Origin of the sequence: Paenibacillus sp. BK033 (genome assembly GCF_004345425.1) — a bacterium.
Lineage (GTDB): Bacteria > Bacillota > Bacilli > Paenibacillales > Paenibacillaceae > Pristimantibacillus.
Map to the genome: position 1 here is coordinate 1,523,191 of NZ_SLVP01000001.1, position 20,943 is coordinate 1,544,133.

Genomic DNA, 20,943 nt, shown 5'->3' on the forward strand with positions numbered 1-20,943 from the left:
CGACAGGAGTGGCGGAGCATGCGCGAATGGACGGTCATCATGGAAGCGGAGGAGTTTGGAGTTGGACATCTTTGGCGTTTTCAGTATTATCGGTACAGTTGCTTTTGCGGTCAGCGGCGCGATCGTTGCCATGGAAGAAGAGTATGATATTCTAGGCGTGTTCGTGCTGGGGCTTGTAACCGCGTTTGGGGGCGGGGTCATAAGAAACCTGCTGATCGGCCGGCCGGTTACGACGTTATGGAACCAAGGAAGTCTTCTGGAAATCGCGGTTATTGCCATGACGATTGCTTTTCTGCTGCCGGTATCCTGGATTAACAAGTGGAAAAAAAGCGAAGCGTTTTTTGATGCCATCGGCTTATCCGCATTTGCTATTCAAGGTGCGTTGTATGCAACGGAAATGAACCATCCGATCAGCGCCGTGCTGGTCGCCGCGATGTTGACCGGGATAGGGGGAGGCATTATCCGCGACGTGCTGGCAGGCAGAAAGCCGCTCGTGCTGAAGGATGAAATCTATGCGGTATGGGCGATGCTCGCAGGCCTGGCAGTAGGTGAAGGCTGGTTCCATACGACCGTGCAGCTTTTGTTCCTGTTTGTTATTATTATCGTGTTCCGCATGCTGTCGGTTTATTATAAGTGGAGACTGCCCCGCAGATCGCTTAAACAGAAGGAGGGTGGCATTATATGAATAAAGCGCGCGTATTGTTTGTTTGCCTCGGCAATATTTGCCGCTCGCCAATGGCGGAAGCCGTGTTCCGCAGTCAGGTAGAGAAAAGAAAGCTGACGGATGTCATCGAGATTGATTCCGCGGGAACCGGGGATTGGCACATCGGCAAGCCGCCTCATGAAGGGACGCGCAAACAGCTGGATCTTCACGGCATTCCGTATGCCGGGATGAAGGCAAGACAGTTTACGGCCCAGGACAAAGCGTTCGATTACATCGTCTGCATGGATACGAAGAATGAAGCCGATGTACGACGCATCATTGGAGACGCTGCCCACTCGGCACGGATTTTCAAGTTCATGGACATGCTGCCGCAGGCCGCGGAAGACGATGTGCCGGATCCCTATTACACAGGCAATTTCGATTACGTGTACGAGCTTGTAACCGAAGGCTGCGAGCGGCTGCTCGATCAGATCGTTAACGACCTTAAATAAGTTCGCGGCAAATAAAAAAGGCCTTCCCTAGTCAGATGACTATAGGGAAGGCCTTTTTGTTGAACGCTAAGAACTCGCTTCGCCAAGGATGGCGAAAGTCGTTCGCCTTGCTTGCTTCCACTCTATTCCACTTCGATAAAATGCATGAGGCCTGCAGGCAGCTCCTGCTGCCAGAAGCCCCACTGATGGCCGCCGTCTTTCTCTGCATAGATTACCTTCGCGCCGCGCTCCTCTAGCAGCAAACGGGCCGTCCGGTTGATGTCGAGGAAATCAAAGACGCCGTGACCGGTATCGTAAGCAGTCTCTTGGAACCCTGCAATCATGAAGATCTCCAGCCAAGATAGGTCCTTTTGAGCTTCCATAATTTCTCGGGAACGGTCATAATAAGCACCGGATAGCGACAAAATGCGCGTGAACAGTTCAGGATACGTCAAAGCGAGGTGGAAGGAAATCGTTCCCCCCAAGGAGTCGCCGGCAAGAAGGCGTTGCTCGGGAGAGGTGCGTACAGGATATTTACCTTCAATAAAAGGAATCAGCTCTTGCCCAAAGAACCGTACGTAAGCCTCGTGACGGTCGCCGTCCGGCGAGTACTCCGCTGTTCGGTGCTTTTTGTCGACATCCACGCCTACAATGATAAACGGTTCGACGCCTTCGTCGAGAATGATGCGGTTTGCCGTTGTGGCAATTCTTCCGAAATTAAAGAAGTCTTCGCCGTCCTGGCAGTACACTACGGGGTAGCTGAGTACCTCGTTATAACCCGGCGGCAAATAGACTCGCAAGCTGCGTTCGCCTTCCGGAAGATAGCTGCTTTTTACAATTTCTTTAACTACGGTACGCTTTAAATATCGTTCATCAGTCATATGTGAATCCCCCTGAATGGAATGGTTGGCATGTGGGTAAACAATAGTAAGGTAATGAGAATCTGCCCGTTCTCCTGTCATGGTCTGGTATTGAACCTTGATTGTATTATGCTGTTATACAGAAAAAACGAATCTGTTACATATACAATTCATCAGTAAAATCGGCCAGATTAGCGAAAAACAACGGTTTTTTAGTTTTTTTCTTTGACCATATTCGGCAAACAGGTGTATTATGATTCTATAACAGAGAGCTCCGATTTTCAAATATTAATGATCGAGGTGAGCGTTTAAGATGAGCAAAGTGCTTAGCAAACTGCCTTATGAAGTTCAAACGGAACCTGTAAAACCATTATCCGTGTTGTCGCTCGACGGCGACGTGGTTAACCCGGAATATATGCCGGACCTGACTGACGAACAATTGAAAGAATTAATGTACCGTATGGTATTTACGCGCACATGGGATGAGCGTGCCGTTAACCTTGGCCGTCAAGGCCGCCTTGGCTTTTATGCTCCGGTATCCGGACAAGAGGCTTCGATGGTCGGCAGCGAATACGCGCTGAATAAAGATGATTTCATTTGCCCAGGCTACCGCGATATGCCGCAGCTTGTATGGCATGGTCTGCCTCTGTACCAAGCTTTCCTGTATTCCCGCGGTCATCAACACGGCGGTCAAATTCCGGAAGACGTGCATGTGCTTATGCCGCAAATTATTATCGGCGCGCAAGTCCTTCACGCTGCCGGCGTTGCAATGGCATTCAAGAAACGCGGCGAGAAGCGCGTAGCGATCACTTACACGGGTGACGGCGGTTCCTCCGAAGGCGATTTCTACGAGTCTATGAACTTCGCTGGAGCATTCAAACTTCCGGTTATCTATGTTGTGCAAAACAACCGTTATGCCATCACTACTCCGTATGAGAAACAAACAGCCGCTTTGTCGGTTGCGCACAAATCGGTTGCTGCCGGAATCAAAGGCGTGCAAGTAGACGGCATGGACGTTCTGGCTGTGATTAAAGCGGTATCCGAAGCAGCGGAACGCGGCCGCAACGGAGAAGGCGCAACTCTGATCGAAATGCTGACTTACCGTTACCGTCCGCACTCGTTGTCCGACGATGCGACGAAATACCGTACGAAAGACGAAGAAGCGGAATGGGGCCTTAAGGATCCTCTTATTCGTTTCGGCAAGTTCCTGGAGAAGAAAGGCCTCTGGACGGAAGAAGATACAAACCGTGTGAAAGAGGAAGCGAAAGCGGCTGTTAACGAGAACATCAAGAAAGCGGAAGCAACTGAGAAAATGACGGTTGGCGGCTTGATTGATTCCATGTTCGAAACAACGCCTAAGCACCTGGAAGAGCAAAAGGCTGATTTTCAATAATACCCTTGCCTGACGATGGGATTTTGCACGAGCAAAAATGAAGGAGGATCTGACGATCATGGCTCAAATGAATATGTTGGAAGCAATCCGCGATGCTATGCGCGTGGAGCTTAAACGTGATGAGAACGTACTTATCTTCGGTGAGGACGTTGGTAAAGTTGGCGGTGTATTCCGCGTAACAGAAGGTTTACAGGAAGAATTCGGCGAGGAGCGCGTATTCGATACGCCTCTTGCCGAGTCCGCAATCGGCGGTCTGGCGGTTGGCATGGGGGTTCAAGGCTTCCGTCCGATCGCAGAAATTCAGTTCGTTGGCTTTATCTTCGAAGCAATGGACCAAATGTTCATTCAAGCAGCTCGCATGCGTTACCGTTCCGGCGGCCGGTACAATTCGCCAATCGTATTCCGTACGCCGTTTGGCGGCGGCGTTAAAGCTGCGGAACTTCATACCGACTCCCTGGAAGGTCTCGCTGTTCAGACTCCGGGCATTAAAGTTGTTATACCATCCAATCCTTATGATGCTAAAGGCCTCATGATTGCCGCAATCCGCGACAATGACCCTGTATTCTTCATGGAGCACCTCAACCTGTACCGTGCATTCCGCGCTGAAGTGCCGGAAGGCGAATACACGGTTGAGATCGGTAAAGCAAACGTTGTACGCGAAGGCACCGACGTAACGATCATCGCTTACGGCATGATGGTTCACACAGCCGTAAAGGCGGCGGACGAGCTCGCAAAGAACGGCGTAAACGCTGAAGTTATCGACCTGCGTTCCCTGGTGCCGCTTGATATCGACACCATCGTGGCTTCGATTCAAAAAACAAACCGTGCAATCGTTGTTCAAGAAGCGCAAAAAACGTCCGGCGTTGCCGCGGAAGTTATTGCTCAAATCAACGAAAAAGCGATCCTGCACCTCGAAGCTCCAGTGCTTCGCGTTGCCGGTCCGGATACGGTGTATCCGTTCGCGCAAATCGAAGATACTTGGCTGCCAACTCCGGCTCGTATCGTAGATGCGGTTAATAAAGTACTGAACTTCTAATGCGATTCATCCTAACGGATGATGGATATCCTTGCCCGCTTAACAGCGGGCAAAGCCGTCATTAAGCGGCAAACGAACGAAGTGAAAGCTTACGACGTAAGAATTACCGCAAAGTGAGCGCTAATTCTTTAAGCGAATGCTTACGACGTAAGAATTACCGCAAAATTCAGCGCTAATTCTTTTAAGGAGGATACTACAGTGGCGAAATTTGAATACAAATTTCCTGAGCTTGGCGAAGGCTTGCACGAAGGCGAAATCGTAAAAGTGCACATTAAAGTCGGCGACAAAGTAACGGACGACGATATCATCATGGAAGTACAAAACGATAAGGCAGTCGTAGAAGTGCCTTGTCCGGTAAACGGTACTGTACTCGAAGTCCGCATGAAGGACGGCCAGGTTTGCCATGTCGGCGAAGTTGTGGCGATCATTGATGCGGAAGGTGACCTTCCAGAGCAAGATACTCCTGCAGCCGAAGCTCCAGCGGCGGCGGCACCTGCTCCGGCGGCGGCACCTGCTCCGGCAGCAGCACCTGCAGCAGCACCTGCAGCGGCACCAGCGGCAGCTCCTGCCGCACCGGCAGAAGCTCCAAAAGCAACTGGCGGTCTTGTACTGGCTACACCTAGCGTTCGCAAATTTGCCCGTGAGCAAGGCGTTGACCTGACGACGGTTAGCGGCACTGGCAAAAACGGCCGCATTACCCGCGAAGACGTAACGAGCGGCGGCGCGCCGGCAGCAGCGGCTCCGGCTGCCGAAGCGGCAGCAACAGCCCCTGCAGCAGCAGAAGCTCCAGCAGCTAAACCGGCAGCGGCAGTTGACGCTTACCGTCCGGAAGAGCGCGTACCGTTCAAAGGCATCCGCAAAGCAATCGCTAACGCGATGGTTAAATCGGTATATACGGCTCCTCACGTTACCATCATGGATGAAGTGGACGTAACGGAACTGGTTGCTCTGCGCGCGAAATATAAACCATACGCAGAGAAAAAAGGTTCCAAGCTGACTTACCTGCCATTCATCGTGAAGGCACTCGTTGCGGCTTGCCGCCAATTCCCGATCATGAACGCTATGCTGGATGAAGCTAGCCAAGAGATCGTCTACAAAAAGTACTACAACATCGGTATCGCGACGGATACAGACAACGGCTTGATCGTTCCTGTTATCGAAGACGCAGACCGTAAAAATATTTTCATGGTTGCCGACAAAATCCGTGACCTGGCTGCAAAAGGCCGTGAGGGCAAACTTACTGCCGCTGAACTTAAAGGCAGCACCATTTCAATTTCCAACATTGGTTCCGCTGGCGGCATGTTCTTTACTCCGGTAATCAACTTCCCTGAAGTTGCGATCCTGGGTACCGGCCGTATCTCCGAGAAGCCGGTTGTTCGCAACGGCGAAATCGTGGCAGCACCGGTAATGGCACTGTCGCTGAGCTTTGACCACCGTCTCATCGACGGCGCAACAGCTCAAAACTTTATGAACTACATTAAACAGCTTCTGGGTCAACCAGAACTATTCATCATGGAGGTGTAACTACAATGGTAGTAGGAGATCCGTCTTTAGATATTGATACTCTAGTCATCGGTGCAGGTCCTGGCGGTTATGTCGCGGCAATCCGCGCAGCACAACTTGGTCAAAACGTTCTTGTTGTTGAGAAAGAGAATGTGGGCGGCGTTTGTTTGAACGTTGGCTGTATTCCTTCCAAAGCTCTTATCTCGGCATCGCATCAATACGAATCCATCAGCCATGCATCGGCGTTCGGCATTACAGCCGGCGACGTGAAAGTGGAATGGAACAAAGTACAGGAGTTCAAGAACGGTATCGTTAAAAAACTGACCGGCGGCGTTGCATCGCTTCTGAAAGCGAACAAAGTGCAATATTTCAACGGCGAAGTGATGTTCATCAACGAGAACGAAGCACGCGTCTTCAACGATCAGGAAGCACCGCGTTACCGTTTCAAAAATTGCATCATCGCAACTGGTTCCCGTCCAATCGAGCTGAAAGCATTCCCGTTCAGCGGCCGTATCGTATCGTCGACCGGCGCATTGTCCTTGCCTGAAATTCCGAAAAGCATCATCGTCATCGGCGGCGGCTACATCGGCATCGAGCTTGGCCAAATGTACTCCAAATTCGGTACGAAAGTTACAATCATCGAAGGCGGCGATGCGATTCTGCCGGGCTTCGATAAAGATATGGGTTCGATCGTTGCTAAGAAACTTAAAGGCACAAACGTTGATATCGTAACCGGCGCTATGGCTCAAGGCGCCGAGCAAACGGATAAAGACGTTACACTGACTTACAAAGTTGGCGACAAAGAAGAAAAAGTTACTGCGGACTACCTGCTTGTAACGGTTGGACGCCGTCCTAACACAGACGGAGACCTTGGACTTGAACTGGCCGGCGTTAAAGTCGGCGAGCGCGGTCTGGTTGAAGTTGACGCGCAATGCCGCACAAGCAACCCGCATATCTATGCAATCGGCGATATCATCGCTGGTCCTGCCCTTGCGCATAAAGCGATGTACGAAGGCCGTATCGCCGCTGAAGCAATCTCCGGTCTGCCAAGCGTTATCGATTACAAATGCGTGCCTGCCGTATGCTTCTCCGATCCGGAATGCGCAGCAGTCGGTCTTTCCGAGAAAGAAGCAAAAGACAAAGGCTACAAAACAAAAGTGGGCAAATTCCCGTTCGCGATCAATGGCCGCGCAATGTCGCTTAACGCGACTGAAGGCTTCGTGAAGCTCGTTTCCGATGCTGACACCGGTCTTGTGCTGGGCGCGCAAATCATCGGTCTGGAAGCTTCCAACATGATTGCCGAGCTTGCTCTGGCTATCGAGATGGGTGCTACTCTTGAAGATATTGCCCTGACTATCCATGCGCATCCAACACTGGGCGAGATCGTTCTGGACGCTGCTGAAGTAGCGCTCGGACATCCAATCCATACGGTTGCCAAGTAATATCCGTTCGACGTTATTTGAGATTTAGTGAGAGAGGTTCCGCTGCTTTAACAGCATGCGGGCCTCTTTTTGCATATTATAACTGTACATAACACGAGGAGCGAAAGCTTATGGAAAAGCCGGCTAGTGCATCCAGAACGGTCATGACGCAGATCATTTTTCCGCTGGATACGAATCACCACGATACGATGTTTGGCGGCAAGGTTATGGAGTACATGGACAAGGCGGCCGCCATTGCCGCAATGCGGCATGCCCGGATGCAGGTGGTGACCGCATCGACGGACAGCCTTGATTTCGTAGCGCCCATCAGGGTCGGGGAAGTGATTGAGGTGGAAGCCTATGTGAGCTGGACGAACAACTCCTCCATGGAAGTGTGCGTGACCGTTCAATCGGAGAATCTGTATACGGCTGAGCGAACGACAACGGTTACGGCGTTTTTTACTTTTGTGGCGTTAAACGATAAAGGCAAGCCCGCAACGGTGCCCAAAGTATATCCGGAGACCGACGAGGAAATTCGTATGTTCGCTACCGCTCCAGAGCGGCATGAGCTGCGTATGAAACGAAAACGGGAAAGACAGCATCCAGCGAAAACGTGAAGACAAACCTATGCGAAAAATGTTAAACTAATGAGAAACCCTCTATCGAGGCAATTGGAAGATAAACGCCTCGGTTAATAGTTTTTAGATAAACCTTGTACCGGCGTTGCGTGCGGGAGAAGCATGCTGTGCCGGTCAATGACAAGGAGTTGATAGATTAGTGACTGTTCAAACGAGTGAAACGGAATATTTGCAATTGCTTCGGCATGTGCTTGATAACGGCGTGAAGAAGGAGGACCGGACAGGCACAGGAACGATCTCGGTTTTCGGTTACCAGATGCGCTTTGACCTTACCAAGGGCTTTCCGATTCTGACCACGAAAAGAGTACCGTTCAAGCTGATTGTCAGCGAATTGCTATGGTTTATTAAAGGCGACAGCAATATCCGTTATTTGCTTCAGCATAATAACCATATTTGGGATGAATGGGCGTTTAAGAGATGGGTGGAGAGCCCGGATTATACCGGCCCGGACATGACGGACTTTGGCCTTCGCTCGCAGACGGATGAAGCCTTTAACGCTTTGTATCAGGAGCAGATGGACAAATTCACGAATCTGGTGCTGAACGATGACGCTTTTGCCGAGAAGTACGGCGAGCTTGGCAACGTCTACGGCAAGCAATGGCGTGAATGGCGTACGACGCAAGGAGAGACGATTGACCAGCTCAAGGGAATCATTGAGACGATCAAGAGAAACCCGGATTCCAGGCGTTTGATCGTATCGGCCTGGAACCCCGAAGACGTACCGTCGATGGCGCTTCCTCCTTGCCACACAATGTTCCAGTTTTATGTGATTAACGGCAAGCTGAGCTGTCAGCTGTATCAGCGGAGCGGCGATATTTTTCTGGGGATCCCGTTTAACATCGCAAGCTACGCGCTGCTTACGCATCTGATTGCGCAGGAGTGCGGGCTTGAGGTTGGCGAGTTTATTCATACGCTTGGCGATGCGCACATTTATTTGAACCACCTGGAGCAAATTGATTTACAGCTGCAGCGGGACATGCGGGAGCTGCCCGTCCTTGCGATTAATCCGGATGTGAACTCGATCTTCGACGCGGAGGTTGAAGATATCAAGCTGGAGAATTATCAGCCGCATCCTACAATTAAGGCTCCTGTAGCCGTATAAGAAAGCAGGAACAATACGATGTCGATTACGATGATCGCAGCAATGGACCGTGGCCGCACGATCGGAATCGGGAACAGGCTGCCGTGGCGGCTTCCGGCGGAGATGGCTTACTTTACGCGCCATACGACGGGCAAAACCGTTGTCATGGGACGCAAGACGTTCGAATCGTTGCCCAAGCCGCTGAAGGACCGGACGAACGTCGTGATAACCAGACAGCCGCATTATGCCAAAGAAGGCTGTGAAGTTGTCCATTCGGTGAGTGAAGCGATTGAACGGTACGGTGACGGGGAGTTAATGGTAATCGGCGGAGCGGATATTTATGCACAATTCCTTCCATTAGCGGATAAAATCCGGCTCACCGAGGTGGATGCCGACATTGAGGGAGGAGACGCTTTTTTCCCTGCGTTGAACGAAGACGAATGGGAACGCGTCGAGGCAGAAAAGGTGGAAAGCGACGAGCGTAATGCATTCTCCTTCACTTTCCAAACATTTGCCCGCCGAAAAGCATAATATAAAGAATATCGCATGAATGACGAACGTTGTGTCAATAAGTGCAAAAGATTGTGCGGATAATCCATTAACGACAGAAAATAAGAATGATAGGCTTTTTTATACGATAATCGCGTAGGCAATGAAGTTTTTTGTTGAAATATTTAAAGATTCCCGATATAGTTTTAAGAGAATAATTATACAGGCTTTTCGGGAATATTGGATGGAGGAAATTCGCACATGTCTACACCTACAGGATTTATGCAGTATCAACGTGAATTGCCGGCTGATCGAGATCCTATCGAACGGATCAAGGATTGGAATGAATTTCATAAGCATTTGTCGGATGAACAGCTGCGTACGCAAGGCGCTCGCTGTATGGATTGCGGAACTCCATATTGCCATACAGGCATGGAACTTGCAGGTTCGGCATCCGGCTGCCCGGTAAATAACTTGATTCCGGAATGGAATAACCTGATTTACCGTGGATTGTGGCGTGAAGCGCTGGACCGCTTGCACAAAACGAACAACTTCCCTGAATTTACAGGTCGCGTATGCCCGGCTCCATGCGAAGGCTCTTGCACCGTTGGCCTGATCGGCGAACCGGTTACGATTAAGACTATTGAACATGCTATTATCGAGCGCGGCTTCGAAGAAGGATGGGTGGTTGCGCAACCTCCTAAAGTACGTACCGGTAAAAAAGTAGCCGTTGTAGGTTCCGGCCCGGCCGGCCTCGCGGCAGCTGCCCAATTGAATAAAGCTGGCCATAAGGTTACCGTATACGAGCGTGCCGACCGTCTTGGCGGTCTTCTCACTTACGGCATCCCTACAATGAAGCTCGAGAAGCATGTTGTAGACCGCCGCATCAACCTGATGAGAGAAGAAGGCATTGAGTTCGTAACGAATACGGAAATCGGCAAAGATATTTCCAGAGACGAGCTTTTGAAAGAGTTCGACGCGGTTATTATGTGCGGCGGCGCAACGAAAGCACGCGATGTTGAAATGGAAGGCCGCGACCTGAACGGCATCCACATGGCGATGGATTACCTGAACGGTACCATCAAGAGCTACCTGGATTCGAACCTGGAGGACGGCAACTACATCTCCGCTAAAGATAAAGACGTAATCGTTATCGGCGGCGGCGACACAGGTACGGACTGCGTGGCGACCGCTCTGCGCCATGGCTGCAGATCGGTTACGCAATTCGGTACGGTAGCGAAAGCTCCGCTGGAACGCGACATCGTAAACAACCCTTGGCCTCAATTCCCGAACGTGTACACGCTTGATTACGCTCAAGAGGAAGCAAAAGCCCTCTACGGCGAAGATCCGCGCGCGTTCTCCGTACTGACGAAGAAATTCGTAGGCGATGGCAACGGCAATCTGAAAGAGCTGCACACAGTGCAAATCGAACGTACGGTTGATCCGGAAACAGGCCGCAGAATTTATAAAGATATTCCAGGCACGGAAAAAGTATGGCCGGCTGATCTCGTGTTTATCGCGGTAGGCTTTGAAGGTCCGGAGAGAACGCTGATCGATTCGTTCGGTCTTGAGCAAGACCGCCGTTCGAACGTTAAAGCAGCTTACGGCAAATACAAAACCAACGTTGAAAAAGTATTCGCTGCAGGCGATATGCGCCGCGGGCAAAGCCTTGTCGTGTGGGCGATCAACGAAGGCCGCGAGGCAGCTCGCGAAGTGGATAAATATTTAATGGGATCGTCGATGCTGCCTTAAGATATAAGGAATCAGCGATAACCCTTAGTAACAGAAAGCGCCTACGGGCGCTTTTCTTGTCGAATAGGGATTAATGCCTATTTGCATTCGGAATAAATCTTACATCTAAAGTTAGAATATGACTGTTTGTACGACCGTAATGGAGGCTGCGGAATGATTAAATACGGATTGGACAAAGTGACGGAGCTGCGATTCAAATCGATTAAGGCAGCAATAGAGCGCAGAGACAACCAATGGGTGGATATCGTGCTGCGGTTTGACGTGGCGGAGGAGACCCCCGTGCCGGATGACCTGATTGATTTCAGCGGCCTCGTAATTTGCACATCAGGCGGCGCCATCGCGCAAATCGTCCCGCAGGACGAGGATATCGACTGCGAGTATCAATTTACGGCGTTCGAGAAAGAGCAGATCAAGGCCTTTATCGAAGGCGAAGAAATTCAGCGGCGCATTGCAAATCTGTCCTCCCCAATATAAAGAAAATTGTGGTAAAATCGGTTAGAGATGACGTAAAGGGGAGAGTTCGTCATGCCGGCCGATGAAGCATTTGTATTAACCCCGATTGATGTTCGCAAGATCAGACAGTACGTTCAACATAAGTACGAAGCGATGCCGCAGGACAAGAGGGCGGAGATTGTAGCCGACGCGGTAAGCCGCATTATTCAAAAACAACTTCCGCCTTTTGAAGACAGGCTGAAACGGGAAGTGACGGCAAGGCTGATCCGGACAACCGTGCTGGAGAGGCAAATGCCGGTCCGCTCGGACGATATTTTCGAAGCGTGCCTCGGATTGGACCTGGCGGATGCCAATGTCGTTACTTCGCTTCATAAGTGGGTGGAGGAGCAAAGCGGCACGCAGCTGGAATGGAGCTTGTTCCGTATCCAGTTGGACAAGCTGGCGAAAAAAGCGGAGTCCGGGACTGCCGACTTATGGGAGCAGCTAAAGGAATGGCTCGCGTCCGAGTACCGAATTGAAGGGAAAAGCAAAGCGGCGCCCGAGCTGGCCGAGGTCATCCCGCTGCCGGTACAACCGTCCCTTATTCCGGCTCTGAAGCCTTACCGGCGAAAACAAACGCTGGTTTATTCTCTTTTATCCATTATGCTGGTGGGAGCCTCGCTCCTGTACGGCTGGTCGCTGCTCAGGCCTTCTCCTAACAAGCTGCAGCCGCCAGTTACGCTTCAGTCCTTCGAGAAAGCGATGCCGGCCGTTGCGGGCAACGAACTCCCGGACGAGCTTCGTTACACCGATGTGGATAAAGAAAGCCTGGTCGACTTTTTGAACAGCAAAGATTCCCTTCTGGCGGAACAGCCTTACTTGGATGCCATTATCGACGCAGCGAGAACATTTGATATCCATCCCCTCTTTTTATTCGCGATTACCGGTCAGGAGCAGGCTTTTGTACCGAGGTCGAATAAACAGGCGATGAAGATCGCCAACAATCCGTTCAATGTTTTTTATAGCTGGAAAGACTACAATACGACCATTCACGATTCGGCGCGAATTGCCTCCCAAACCGTATTGAAGTGGAGCAAAGACCGCCCGGAGGGCAAGGACCCGATTGCCTGGATCAACCGCAAATACGCGGAGGATCAGAATTGGGCAAATGGCGTGAGTAAAATTTTTGCATCGATGAAAAGCAAAGTGGAACGAACAAGCTAGATATGAGAGGCGATTAGTTGAAGACATTAATTATTGCGGAGAAGCCCGACATGGGGCGGACGATCGCTGCGGTTGTAGAGCCAAAGGCGGCGAATAAGCGGACGTACCTGGAAGGCGACCGTTATATTATTACTTGGGCGATTGGTCATCTGGTAACGCTGGCGGAGCCAGACCAGTATGATGCGCGCTATAAAAGATGGAACGATCAGGATTTGCCGATTATTCCGGATAAGTTCAAGCTGTGGCCAAATGCCCGGACAAAGGATCAGCTCAAGACGATCGGAGAGCTTGCGAAGCGATGCGGCCGTCTCGTGAATGCTTGTGACGCCGGGCGCGAGGGACAGCTTATTTTTCATCTGATCCGTCAATATTTGAAGCTCCCCCAGCCGACAGACCGTCTGTGGATCTCGGATTTGACGCCTGAGACGATCAGAAAGGGCTTTGACTCCCTTCGAAGCGACGAGGACTATGCCCCGCTTACAAGGGCAGCCAGGGCGCGCAGCGAAGCGGACTGGCTGATCGGAATGAATGCCTCCCGCGCATTCACGATCCGTCATAAAGCTTTACTCTCGGTTGGCAGGGTGCAGACGCCGGTCCTCGCGCTGCTGTATGACCGGCACAAAGAAATTACGGCGTTCAAGTCGGATATGTATTATGTCGTAAAAGCGCTATTTGATCAGAACGGCTTTCAATATTCAGGCATATGGCAGGGGGACCGGATTACGGACAGAGCAAAGGCGGAAGCGTTGGCCGCCAAGACGCAGGGCAAGCCCGGCATCATTAAGGACTATCAGACGGCGGAGAGCAAGGAATATCCGTTCCGGCTGCATGACCTGACGCTTCTGCAGCGGGAAGCAAACGGCCGTTACGGCTATTCGGCGAAGAAGACGCTGGATATTGCGCAGGCTTTGTACGAGAAGCACAAAGCCATTACCTATCCGCGAACGAACTCCAATTACGTAACCGAAGAGAATCTGCCCGTCATGCAGAAGGTGCTGACGATGCTGCAGGGGTCCGATTCTTACCGAGAGCTGGCAAACGGCGCGGACCGGGGCAGGGTGCACAAGGGGAATAAGGCGGTGTGCAACCCGGCGAAGGTTGAGGACCACCATGCCATTATGCCAACGCCCAAGCGTCCTTCGGGCTTAAGCCCGGAGGAACACAATATTTATGATATGATCGTCCGGCGGTTCCTGTCGCAGTATTATCCGCCCGCGGTATACAAGAACCACACGGTTATGACCGAGGTGGAAAGCGAGATCTTTCGAACGAAGGCGAAGGAGCTGTTGGAGCTTGGCTGGAAGGTAGTTCTGCAGGATCAGGGGCAAGCCGCGAAGAAGACCACCAAGAAAAAAGCCAGCGAGAAGGATGAGGCTGAGGGCGATGAGGAAGAGCTGCTCACCGATAAACCGTTTGCCATTGAACCCCAGCAGGGCGTCAAATGCGTAAAATCCGAATCGCTTGAGAAAACGACCCAACCGCCAAAGCCTTATACCGAGGGCACTTTGCTGAAAGCGATGGAAAGCGCCGGCAAGTCGATGGAGAATGACGAGCTGCGCGAGGCGATGAAGGATACCGGGCTTGGCACTCCGGCTACCCGGGCTGCCACCATCGAACGGCTGAAACAGGTTGGTTATGTGGATCTGACCGGCAAAAAGCTGGAGATCTCTTCCAAGGGCTGTGCCGCGATCGAGTTGATTCGCGGGGCTGGCGTGGATTTGCTGGCATCGCCCGAAATGACCGGACGATGGGAGCAGCGCTTGCACCAGATTTCGCGCGGTGAAGCATCCGACGACCAGTTTATATTGAAGGTTAAGCAATTCGCCGCAATGATCGTCGATAAGGTTCGCCAGCAGCGCCCGGCCGCGCCGGGAACGTTCGAAGAACGCGAGAACGGCGGCAAGCGAGGGGCAGCGGGTGCCGGTTCAAAGCGGGGCAGCCGAGCTTCGAAGGCTTCCGGCGGAAGCCGGACCTCTTCATCGAGGTCAACATCCTCCGCTTCAGCAACCTCTACCGCGGCACCTAAGGCAGCATCCCGTACGGCGGCTGCAAATCCTTCTCCCCGTGAGCCAATCGCGGCTTGCCCTAGAACGGGCTGCAGCGGACATATTATTGAAGGGGAACGCGGCTTCGGCTGCAGCGCCTTCCGGGATGGCTGTACGTTCGTTATCTGGAAGGAGCAGCAGGGAAAGACGATCTCGATCCCAATGGTTCGTTCCCTGCTCGAAAAAGGAGCAACGAGCCAGCTTACCTTCAAGCGTCAGGACGGCAGCAGCAGCAAAGCCAAGCTGGTGTTGACGGATCGTGACAAAGGCACGGTTTCCGTTCAAGGCGTGCAATCTTAAGTATAATCATTCAACAGAAAAAGGAGTAAAGCGCCATATGCCGCTTTACTCCTTTTGTTTATGCCATTAAGGTTAGGGTTGCTTGCGACTCACATAGCCGTGAATCGCCGGCGGCACTTCAAGCAGGTTATTCAAGGTGAAGAAGGCCCCCTTCGGTTCTACCTCGATATTAATGACATTGTACTGCCATTCGGATTCCGTTCTCATATGGATCGCATGAATGCCTGCCGTGAGAGCAGGCACAACATCCGTCCGGATCGAGTTGCCGATCATCCACGTCAAGTGGCGGTCATGACCGCCCTCCGCCAAGATCTGCTCAAGCGCTTCGCTGTTCTTATGCCGGCGGATATAAATTCTCGTATCGAAATACCGCTCCAGCTTCATTTGTTCAATCTTGCGGCGCTGAATCGTAATTTCCCCTCCGGTGTATAGATGAAGGGTGTGACCTTCTCCGGCCAGCTTATCGAGTGTAGCCTCCATATTAGGATACGGCTCGGTCTCATGCTCGTATACGCTTAAGCCAAGCTTCCACAGAAAATCCTGCTCCGTCTTGGATTTCTTGCGGCCCGTAAGGTCGCAGTAATAGTGGTATGTATCAATAAAGGACTGCGGGAAATGCTCGCTCTTGAATCCGAGCACCGCTACGCCCGCAATATCGATCTCCGTCTGTTTATTGCGCACCGCATCTGCGCTTACCCCTTCATAACCCGCAAACCACGTCGTCATCGCGTCGACAAACTGTTCGATCACAAAGTAGAAATATTTGTTGCAGTGAATGAGGGTGTCGTCTAGGTCAAAGAAAAGGTTTTGCTTCATTTAAAAGCACGGCTCCTTTGGTGAAGTTCATCGTATGAACAATCTACCTTATTCGAAGCCTTACGTCAACGAAGCCCCAAGCGATGTTTAATTCAGGCGATTTATGCTAATCATTCTCATAAGGCAGGAGGTGAAGAGCATGCCATTCAATAAAGCCGACAAAACGCAAAACCGTCAAAACCAATCCAGTTTTAAATCGGAAGCCATTGGCCTTAAGTTGAACAAACTCGCAAACCGTCCTCCAAGCATGAATGGAATTAATAAACAGCTGCCGTAAAACAGCTCAGGCGGAATCCAGGGACGATATTCTTCCAGCGCCCTTGGATTCCGCCTGTCTTAAAGTATTTAGAGCCGTTAAGCATATTTCTGCTGAGCGGCCATCAGTTTATTCTTAATAAAGGCGATACGCCTGCGTACATAGAAGTCCATGCTGTCACCCTTCAAATCATTTGGCGAGATCACCTCCTCTGCCCGATTATCGATAATCGTTAATGTTCCGTCCGTGTAAAACTTAAACGTAAGGTCCCGGCGCGGCCATCCTTTCTCTAAATAACGAAAGTTTTCGCAGCTTTTATTCATGGTGATTCAGCCTCCTCCAAAATGATTATGGGATGCAAAACAGGGAACGTTTGTTCTGTTTTTATTATAGCAAACATTTGTTCGTGTGGAAACTGTTTTTTGTTTCTCGTAAACTAGATTCATAGAATGGCGAAGCGTTTACAAAAAAGGGGCATGGACTTATGTTGAGAATATCGAATCTTAGAGTACAAATTCCCGGTGGGCCGACGATCTTGAAGAATATCAGCTTTGAAGTCCAGCCAGGCCAATTTATCGCGATAAAGGGAGCCAGCGGCAGCGGCAAGTCGATGCTGCTCAAAAGCTTGGCGCTGCAGAACAAGTGGAGCGGCGGCAGCTATTTCTTCGAAGGCGAAGACATTTTCAAGCAGGGGCTCGCGGGCAGATTGAAAATCAAGCGCGCGGTAGCTTATCTGGAGGAGAAGCCCGTTCTGTACCAGAACAAGACCGGGCTTAAAAATGTCAGCATCGGTGCCGTTGCGCAGACGCCTGCGTGGCGCAGATGGACGGGCATGCTGCGCAACGACGATTACATGGGCGCGATGGATACGATTGAAAAGCTGGGACTGCTCGATAAAGCCCATCAAAAAGCCAGCACGATGAGCGGCGGCGAACGCCAGCGTATCGCGATTGCCCGGGCACTGGTGCACGGAGCGAAGGTGATCGCCGCGGATGAGCCGGTGGCAGGGCTTGATCCCCATACGGCGGACCGCGTGTTGTCCGATCTGAAGAGGCTGATTACGGAGCAGGGCGTTACGGTTATCGCGGTGCTTGATCAAGGGGATTGGGCGGAAAGGTTCGCGGACCGGATTATCGGTCTAAACAACGGCGAGCTTGTGCTGGACGTGAAAGGCAGAAGATTAACCGAGCGGGAGAAAATGATGCTGTGATCGAGCTTCGATTAATCAAAGAAAACGAATTGGAAGAGGCACTCCGGCTGGAGCAGCAATGCTACGTTCCGGAAGCGGCCGCTACCCGGGAAGGGTTCCGGTACCGGCTTGCGCATTACCCGGGTTATTTCTGGTCGGCCTGGTCCGGGGACAAGCTTCTTGGCATAACGAACGGCATCCGGACCTCGGCCTGGTCTTGCGGGGACGAGATGAAGGGCGTCCAGCGGGATGAAGAGGAAGGCGATAACTTCTGCATCCTGACCGTTGCCGTAGCGGAGGAGGCAAGACGACAGGGAGTTGGAGCCATGCTGCTCGAGCGCCTTGTGTCAACCTGCGACAGGGCCGGGCATAAAGCGATTATTCTAATGTGCGAACGGCATCTGATCTCCTTTTACAAGAGAGCCGGGTTTGCTTACGTTGGGAAAGCGGCATCTTCGCACGGCGGCGTCGAATGGCATGAAATGAGGCGTACCCCGCATATAATGGAGCATCTGACCAAATAGGTAGGTGTCTTCGAATATGGCTTTTCAGTCTCCAGTCATTGTCCAATCTGCAAGAGCGGCATTCCCGAAAGCGGAGCTTTGGATCCCTTACGTTAGCGGAGGATCAAACGAGAATGCAATCAAGCGAATCAATGAATCCATCCGGAAAGCGGCACAGCAGCTGGTAGACGAGCAGGGCTCGCTTGATGATCCGCGGGCTGAAATGAGCGGGTATTACGAGGTCAAGACGAACGAAAGGGATATTCTCAGCCTGTCGTTATTCAATTACGCCTATTCGGGGGGCAGTCATGGCCTTACGCTGCAGGTCTCGCTGACGTTTCGCGTGTCAACCGGACACGCCTACAGCCTTCCCCAGCTGTTCAAGCCCGGAAGCGCGTATGTTCAGCGCATTTCCGAAATGGTCAGCGAACAGATCAAGGAACGCGACATCAGCACGCTGGAGCCATTCGCAACCATCCGGCCGGATCAGGATTACTATATCGCCGACCGGTCGATCGTCATCTATTTTGCTTTATACGAGCTGACGCCGTATGCTTACGGTTTTCCGTATTTTCCGATCTCGGCCTACGATCTTCAGGATATCGTGAACGAGAATGGTCCGCTAGGCGCCATGGTGCCGAATAATTAGGACAGCACTGGACAATGCCGGGCGGTGAAGACCAAAGGAGCTGATCGGTGGATGGACAGGAGAAAATGGCTTGGGACAATTGCTCATCTGCTGCTCGGCATTCTGTTTCCTTATGTACTCATCGGCGGTATCGTTCTTGTGTACGGATTCATGGCGCCGTCAACAGCCTCCCAGAAGGCTTACGGCGCTGCCATCATTCTGGTCTATGCTCTGTTAATCCTTGGAGTAAACCTATGGACCTTGAGGCGGATGGACTTCCGTTCGAAATGGCGCTGGATCGTTATTCATACGTTGTGCAACGCCAAGAGGCTGCCCTGCGCGGGCAGCCTCTTGGCGTCTGACATGACCAAACGCCATCCCTCATACATTATCGTAGGGAGGGGTTCAATGATGCTGGCGGTATGGATCGGATTGCTGCTGTTTGCGGCGGTTTGCGGCTGCGCTTTGCTGCTGACTGCAAGAGCGCAGCGCAATATTAGGGCTTCGAAGCATATTAGCATGACGGCTTACGGCACATACGCTCAAGCGCAGCAGGATAAGCATGACCTGAATTTGTTCGGGCTTGCCCAGCAGCTCCGGAGGCGCTTAGGAGCAGCAGCGTCATTTGGGCTGTCGTTTCAATCTCTCGGCCTGACCGGAGCTGCGTTTCTGCTTGCGGGACCGGCCTTGCAGAAGGGAGGACCCTCCGTTGTCAGTATCGGACTGCCTGTAATCGCGTTGTTCGGCATTCTGGTCAGCGCTTCGCTTGCGGAATTGTCCTCGGCCGTGCCAACGGCGGGCGGCGTCTATCACTGGGCATCCGCTATCGGCACCAGGAGACGGGGCTGGTATGCAGCCTGGTTTCAACTCGCCGGCCATCTCGCCATGATGGCGCTCATGAATGGCGCCTGTGCTTATATTCTCGATAAACTATTTTCCGTATGGCTGAACTATAGCTCCTCCTGGTGGTCGACGGGAATCGCGCTGTGTTTCGTTACCGCCGTTCAGGCTATGATTAATCATTGGGGAACGGGACGTGCGGGAGCTTTGCAGGAAGCCGGAATCATGCTTCACGCTGTCGTTCTGGCTGCCGTAATCGGCGGAATCTTTATTGCGTTCGGGCGAAGCGTATACTCGCCGAAGCTTTTATATACGTTTCAAAACGCAAGTCTGGATGGTCATGTTACGCCGTGGGCATTTGTCGTTGGAATGCTTGTGCTGCAGAAGCTGTTTCTCGGGATGGATGGAGCCGCTCAAGGCTCGGAGGAAACAAGCGATCCCCGCATCCGCGTGCCTTGGGCCATCTATTTGTCTTCGGTTTATGCGATGATCGGAGGCTTCGTCCTGTTGATGTGTCTGACCCTTGTTCTGCCCGCGATAGTCGGAACAGCCCTGTTCAGCAGCGGCGACAGCCTGCTGGCTGCAGCGGCGCTTGACGGCTGGCAGGGGAATACGCTCGTTTTGCTTGTGATAGCGGCGGCTATCTGGGGGAGCGGGAACAGCGAGCTGCTGATCTGCTCCCGTGCAATCTTTTGTCTGGCGAGGGATCAAGCGGTCCCCTTCAGCAGATTGCTCTCCAGGGTATCGCGCGAGCAGCAATCGCCGCTTCCGGCGATCGGAACGGCTGCGCTTCTGTCGGTTCTTCTATTTGGGGCGGGCAGGCTGGTCGATGGGGGAGAGGCTGGGGGGATCCCGAGCTTGCTTGGCTTTACGGTGTTATGCCTGCAGCTGTCGTATATGATTCCGATCTGGATTAAGATTAAGCTGCATGGCAGGCACCGGCTGCTGGACGATGCGCCATGGCGACTTGGATCATACGGTTTAATCGTAGACCGCGCCGCTTTCATATGGCTGCTTCTGTCCGGAGCGGTCTCTGTCTTCGCCTTAGGATTATGGGGAGCGGTTGGCACGGGATTATGGTTTATCCTGGTGATGGCCTTGGACAGAAGATACCGCAAGCAGCATCTCGCAAAGCTTCAGAGTCGCTTGAAACGACCCAAAGGGGAAATCATCCGAATTGAGCGAAAATTCCATCTTCATTAGTTGCAGGAGACGGATTCCCGGGAAATGAGGAAATAACGACCGCTTTTATTTCCCGGGGAAGCGCATAATCTTACACAAAGAAAACGTTTTCGACACCGCGGGCTCGAATGTTACAAAAGGTGTCGAAGAGTAGTCTTGGAAGACTACTCAAAAACGGCTGAAAAGCCCGTATTTATACCTGTTTCCGGCTTATTAACGCT

General features: G+C 52.0%; 21 protein-coding genes. 18 read left to right on the forward strand and 3 right to left on the reverse strand.

Translation table 11 applies throughout. The features are described from left to right. Positions 1-61: 61 nt before the first annotated feature. Complete coding sequence (locus EV294_RS06870) at positions 62-685, forward strand: trimeric intracellular cation channel family protein (RefSeq protein ID WP_132305043.1); 624 nt, start codon at positions 62-64, stop codon at positions 683-685. Continuing rightward, the gene (locus tag EV294_RS06875) at positions 682-1,155 is read left to right on the forward strand and encodes a low molecular weight protein-tyrosine-phosphatase (protein ID WP_132305045.1); all 474 of its coding nucleotides are present in this window, start codon (positions 682-684) and stop codon (positions 1,153-1,155) included. The genes EV294_RS06870 and EV294_RS06875 overlap by 4 nt, the downstream gene beginning before the upstream one ends. 122 nt (positions 1,156-1,277) lie before the next feature. Here the strand turns inward: EV294_RS06875 and EV294_RS06880 are convergent, their stop codons facing one another. Further along, on the reverse strand, positions 1,278-2,015 hold the full coding sequence (locus EV294_RS06880; protein WP_132305047.1) for an alpha/beta hydrolase: 738 nt from the start codon (positions 2,013-2,015) through the stop codon (positions 1,278-1,280). 292 nt (positions 2,016-2,307) lie between these two features. Here EV294_RS06880 and pdhA point away from each other — a divergent pair, with 292 nt between their 5' ends. The 11 genes from pdhA to EV294_RS06935 all read left to right on the forward strand — a co-directional run bounded on the left by pdhA (position 2,308) and on the right by EV294_RS06935 (position 15,308). Further along, positions 2,308-3,387 carry a pyruvate dehydrogenase (acetyl-transferring) E1 component subunit alpha gene (gene pdhA / locus EV294_RS06885; RefSeq protein WP_132305049.1) on the forward strand — a complete coding sequence of 360 codons (1,080 nt, stop codon included), beginning with the start codon at positions 2,308-2,310 and terminating at the stop codon, positions 3,385-3,387. 58 nt (positions 3,388-3,445) lie between these two features. Beyond that, positions 3,446-4,423, forward strand: coding sequence for an alpha-ketoacid dehydrogenase subunit beta (locus tag EV294_RS06890; protein WP_132305051.1), 978 nt, complete (start codon positions 3,446-3,448; stop codon positions 4,421-4,423). Between the two features lie 198 nt (positions 4,424-4,621). Further along, positions 4,622-5,947, forward strand: coding sequence for a dihydrolipoamide acetyltransferase family protein (locus EV294_RS06895; protein WP_132305053.1), 1,326 nt, complete (start codon positions 4,622-4,624; stop codon positions 5,945-5,947). A 5-nt stretch (positions 5,948-5,952) separates the two neighbouring features. After that, complete coding sequence (lpdA, locus tag EV294_RS06900) at positions 5,953-7,368, forward strand: dihydrolipoyl dehydrogenase (RefSeq protein ID WP_132305055.1); 1,416 nt, start codon at positions 5,953-5,955, stop codon at positions 7,366-7,368. 110 nt (positions 7,369-7,478) lie between these two features. Continuing rightward, positions 7,479-7,964 (forward strand): acyl-CoA thioesterase, encoded by a 486-nt coding sequence (locus EV294_RS06905; RefSeq protein ID WP_132305057.1) that lies wholly within the window; start codon positions 7,479-7,481, stop codon positions 7,962-7,964. Between the two features lie 160 nt (positions 7,965-8,124). Then, on the forward strand, positions 8,125-9,087 hold the full coding sequence (locus EV294_RS06910; protein ID WP_132305059.1) for a thymidylate synthase: 963 nt from the start codon (positions 8,125-8,127) through the stop codon (positions 9,085-9,087). 18 nt (positions 9,088-9,105) lie between these two features. Continuing rightward, the gene (locus EV294_RS06915) at positions 9,106-9,597 is read left to right on the forward strand and encodes a dihydrofolate reductase (RefSeq protein WP_132305061.1); all 492 of its coding nucleotides are present in this window, start codon (positions 9,106-9,108) and stop codon (positions 9,595-9,597) included. 219 nt (positions 9,598-9,816) lie between these two features. Then, the gene (locus EV294_RS06920; protein ID WP_132305063.1) at positions 9,817-11,307 is read left to right on the forward strand and encodes a glutamate synthase subunit beta; all 1,491 of its coding nucleotides are present in this window, start codon (positions 9,817-9,819) and stop codon (positions 11,305-11,307) included. 153 nt (positions 11,308-11,460) lie between these two features. Then, a complete protein-coding gene (locus tag EV294_RS06925; RefSeq protein WP_132305065.1) occupies positions 11,461-11,781 on the forward strand; it encodes a hypothetical protein in 321 nt (106 codons plus the stop codon). 51 nt (positions 11,782-11,832) lie between these two features. Then, positions 11,833-12,963 carry a glucosaminidase domain-containing protein gene (locus EV294_RS06930; protein ID WP_132305067.1) on the forward strand — a complete coding sequence of 377 codons (1,131 nt, stop codon included), beginning with the start codon at positions 11,833-11,835 and terminating at the stop codon, positions 12,961-12,963. Positions 12,964-12,980: 17 nt separating this feature from the next. Next, complete coding sequence (locus EV294_RS06935) at positions 12,981-15,308, forward strand: type IA DNA topoisomerase (RefSeq protein WP_132305069.1); 2,328 nt, start codon at positions 12,981-12,983, stop codon at positions 15,306-15,308. 72 nt (positions 15,309-15,380) lie between these two features. Here EV294_RS06935 and EV294_RS06940 read toward each other — a convergent pair whose 3' ends face one another. Then, entirely contained in the window at positions 15,381-16,124 is a 744-nt protein-coding gene (locus tag EV294_RS06940) for an HAD family hydrolase (protein WP_132305071.1), read from the reverse strand. A gap of 139 nt (positions 16,125-16,263) precedes the next feature. On the opposite strand from EV294_RS06940, the gene EV294_RS30255 reads away from it, so the two are divergent. After that, positions 16,264-16,401: a hypothetical protein gene (locus EV294_RS30255; protein WP_015844260.1), complete on the forward strand. Its 138-nt coding sequence runs from the start codon at positions 16,264-16,266 to the stop codon at positions 16,399-16,401. Positions 16,402-16,478: 77 nt separating this feature from the next. Here EV294_RS30255 and EV294_RS06945 read toward each other — a convergent pair whose 3' ends face one another. Continuing rightward, a complete protein-coding gene (locus tag EV294_RS06945) occupies positions 16,479-16,703 on the reverse strand; it encodes a hypothetical protein (RefSeq protein ID WP_132305073.1) in 225 nt (74 codons plus the stop codon). A 161-nt stretch (positions 16,704-16,864) separates the two neighbouring features. Between EV294_RS06945 and EV294_RS06950 the strand changes: the two genes are divergently transcribed. The 4 genes from EV294_RS06950 to EV294_RS06965 are packed head-to-tail and all read left to right on the forward strand — an operon-like array spanning position 16,865 to position 20,743. Further along, the gene (locus EV294_RS06950) at positions 16,865-17,590 is read left to right on the forward strand and encodes a phosphonate ABC transporter ATP-binding protein (RefSeq protein ID WP_132305075.1); all 726 of its coding nucleotides are present in this window, start codon (positions 16,865-16,867) and stop codon (positions 17,588-17,590) included. Beyond that, positions 17,587-18,093, forward strand: a complete 507-nt coding sequence (locus EV294_RS06955; RefSeq protein WP_165930594.1) for a GNAT family N-acetyltransferase — start codon at positions 17,587-17,589, stop codon at positions 18,091-18,093. The genes EV294_RS06950 and EV294_RS06955 overlap by 4 nt, the downstream gene beginning before the upstream one ends. Positions 18,094-18,109: 16 nt before the next feature. Then, positions 18,110-18,721 carry a DUF3298 and DUF4163 domain-containing protein gene (locus EV294_RS06960; protein ID WP_132305079.1) on the forward strand — a complete coding sequence of 204 codons (612 nt, stop codon included), beginning with the start codon at positions 18,110-18,112 and terminating at the stop codon, positions 18,719-18,721. A gap of 51 nt (positions 18,722-18,772) precedes the next feature. Then, positions 18,773-20,743: an amino acid permease gene (locus EV294_RS06965; RefSeq protein ID WP_132305081.1), complete on the forward strand. Its 1,971-nt coding sequence runs from the start codon at positions 18,773-18,775 to the stop codon at positions 20,741-20,743. Positions 20,744-20,943: the final 200 nt, after the last annotated feature.

Coding starts and splice junctions, on each gene's coding strand:
- EV294_RS06875 (WP_132305045.1), top strand. CDS start 682: ATGAATAAAGCGCGCGTATTGTTTGTTTGCCTCGGCAATATTTGCCGC.
- EV294_RS06880 (WP_132305047.1), bottom strand. CDS start 2,015: ATGACTGATGAACGATATTTAAAGCGTACCGTAGTTAAAGAAATTGTA.
- pdhA (WP_132305049.1), top strand. CDS start 2,308: ATGAGCAAAGTGCTTAGCAAACTGCCTTATGAAGTTCAAACGGAACCT.
- EV294_RS06890 (WP_132305051.1), top strand. CDS start 3,446: ATGGCTCAAATGAATATGTTGGAAGCAATCCGCGATGCTATGCGCGTG.
- lpdA (WP_132305055.1), top strand. CDS start 5,953: ATGGTAGTAGGAGATCCGTCTTTAGATATTGATACTCTAGTCATCGGT.
- EV294_RS06905 (WP_132305057.1), top strand. CDS start 7,479: ATGGAAAAGCCGGCTAGTGCATCCAGAACGGTCATGACGCAGATCATT.
- EV294_RS06915 (WP_132305061.1), top strand. CDS start 9,106: ATGTCGATTACGATGATCGCAGCAATGGACCGTGGCCGCACGATCGGA.
- EV294_RS06920 (WP_132305063.1), top strand. CDS start 9,817: ATGTCTACACCTACAGGATTTATGCAGTATCAACGTGAATTGCCGGCT.
- EV294_RS06925 (WP_132305065.1), top strand. CDS start 11,461: ATGATTAAATACGGATTGGACAAAGTGACGGAGCTGCGATTCAAATCG.
- EV294_RS06930 (WP_132305067.1), top strand. CDS start 11,833: ATGCCGGCCGATGAAGCATTTGTATTAACCCCGATTGATGTTCGCAAG.
- EV294_RS06940 (WP_132305071.1), bottom strand. CDS start 16,124: ATGAAGCAAAACCTTTTCTTTGACCTAGACGACACCCTCATTCACTGC.
- EV294_RS30255 (WP_015844260.1), top strand. CDS start 16,264: ATGCCATTCAATAAAGCCGACAAAACGCAAAACCGTCAAAACCAATCC.
- EV294_RS06945 (WP_132305073.1), bottom strand. CDS start 16,703: ATGAATAAAAGCTGCGAAAACTTTCGTTATTTAGAGAAAGGATGGCCG.
- EV294_RS06950 (WP_132305075.1), top strand. CDS start 16,865: ATGTTGAGAATATCGAATCTTAGAGTACAAATTCCCGGTGGGCCGACG.
- EV294_RS06960 (WP_132305079.1), top strand. CDS start 18,110: ATGGCTTTTCAGTCTCCAGTCATTGTCCAATCTGCAAGAGCGGCATTC.
- EV294_RS06965 (WP_132305081.1), top strand. CDS start 18,773: ATGGACAGGAGAAAATGGCTTGGGACAATTGCTCATCTGCTGCTCGGC.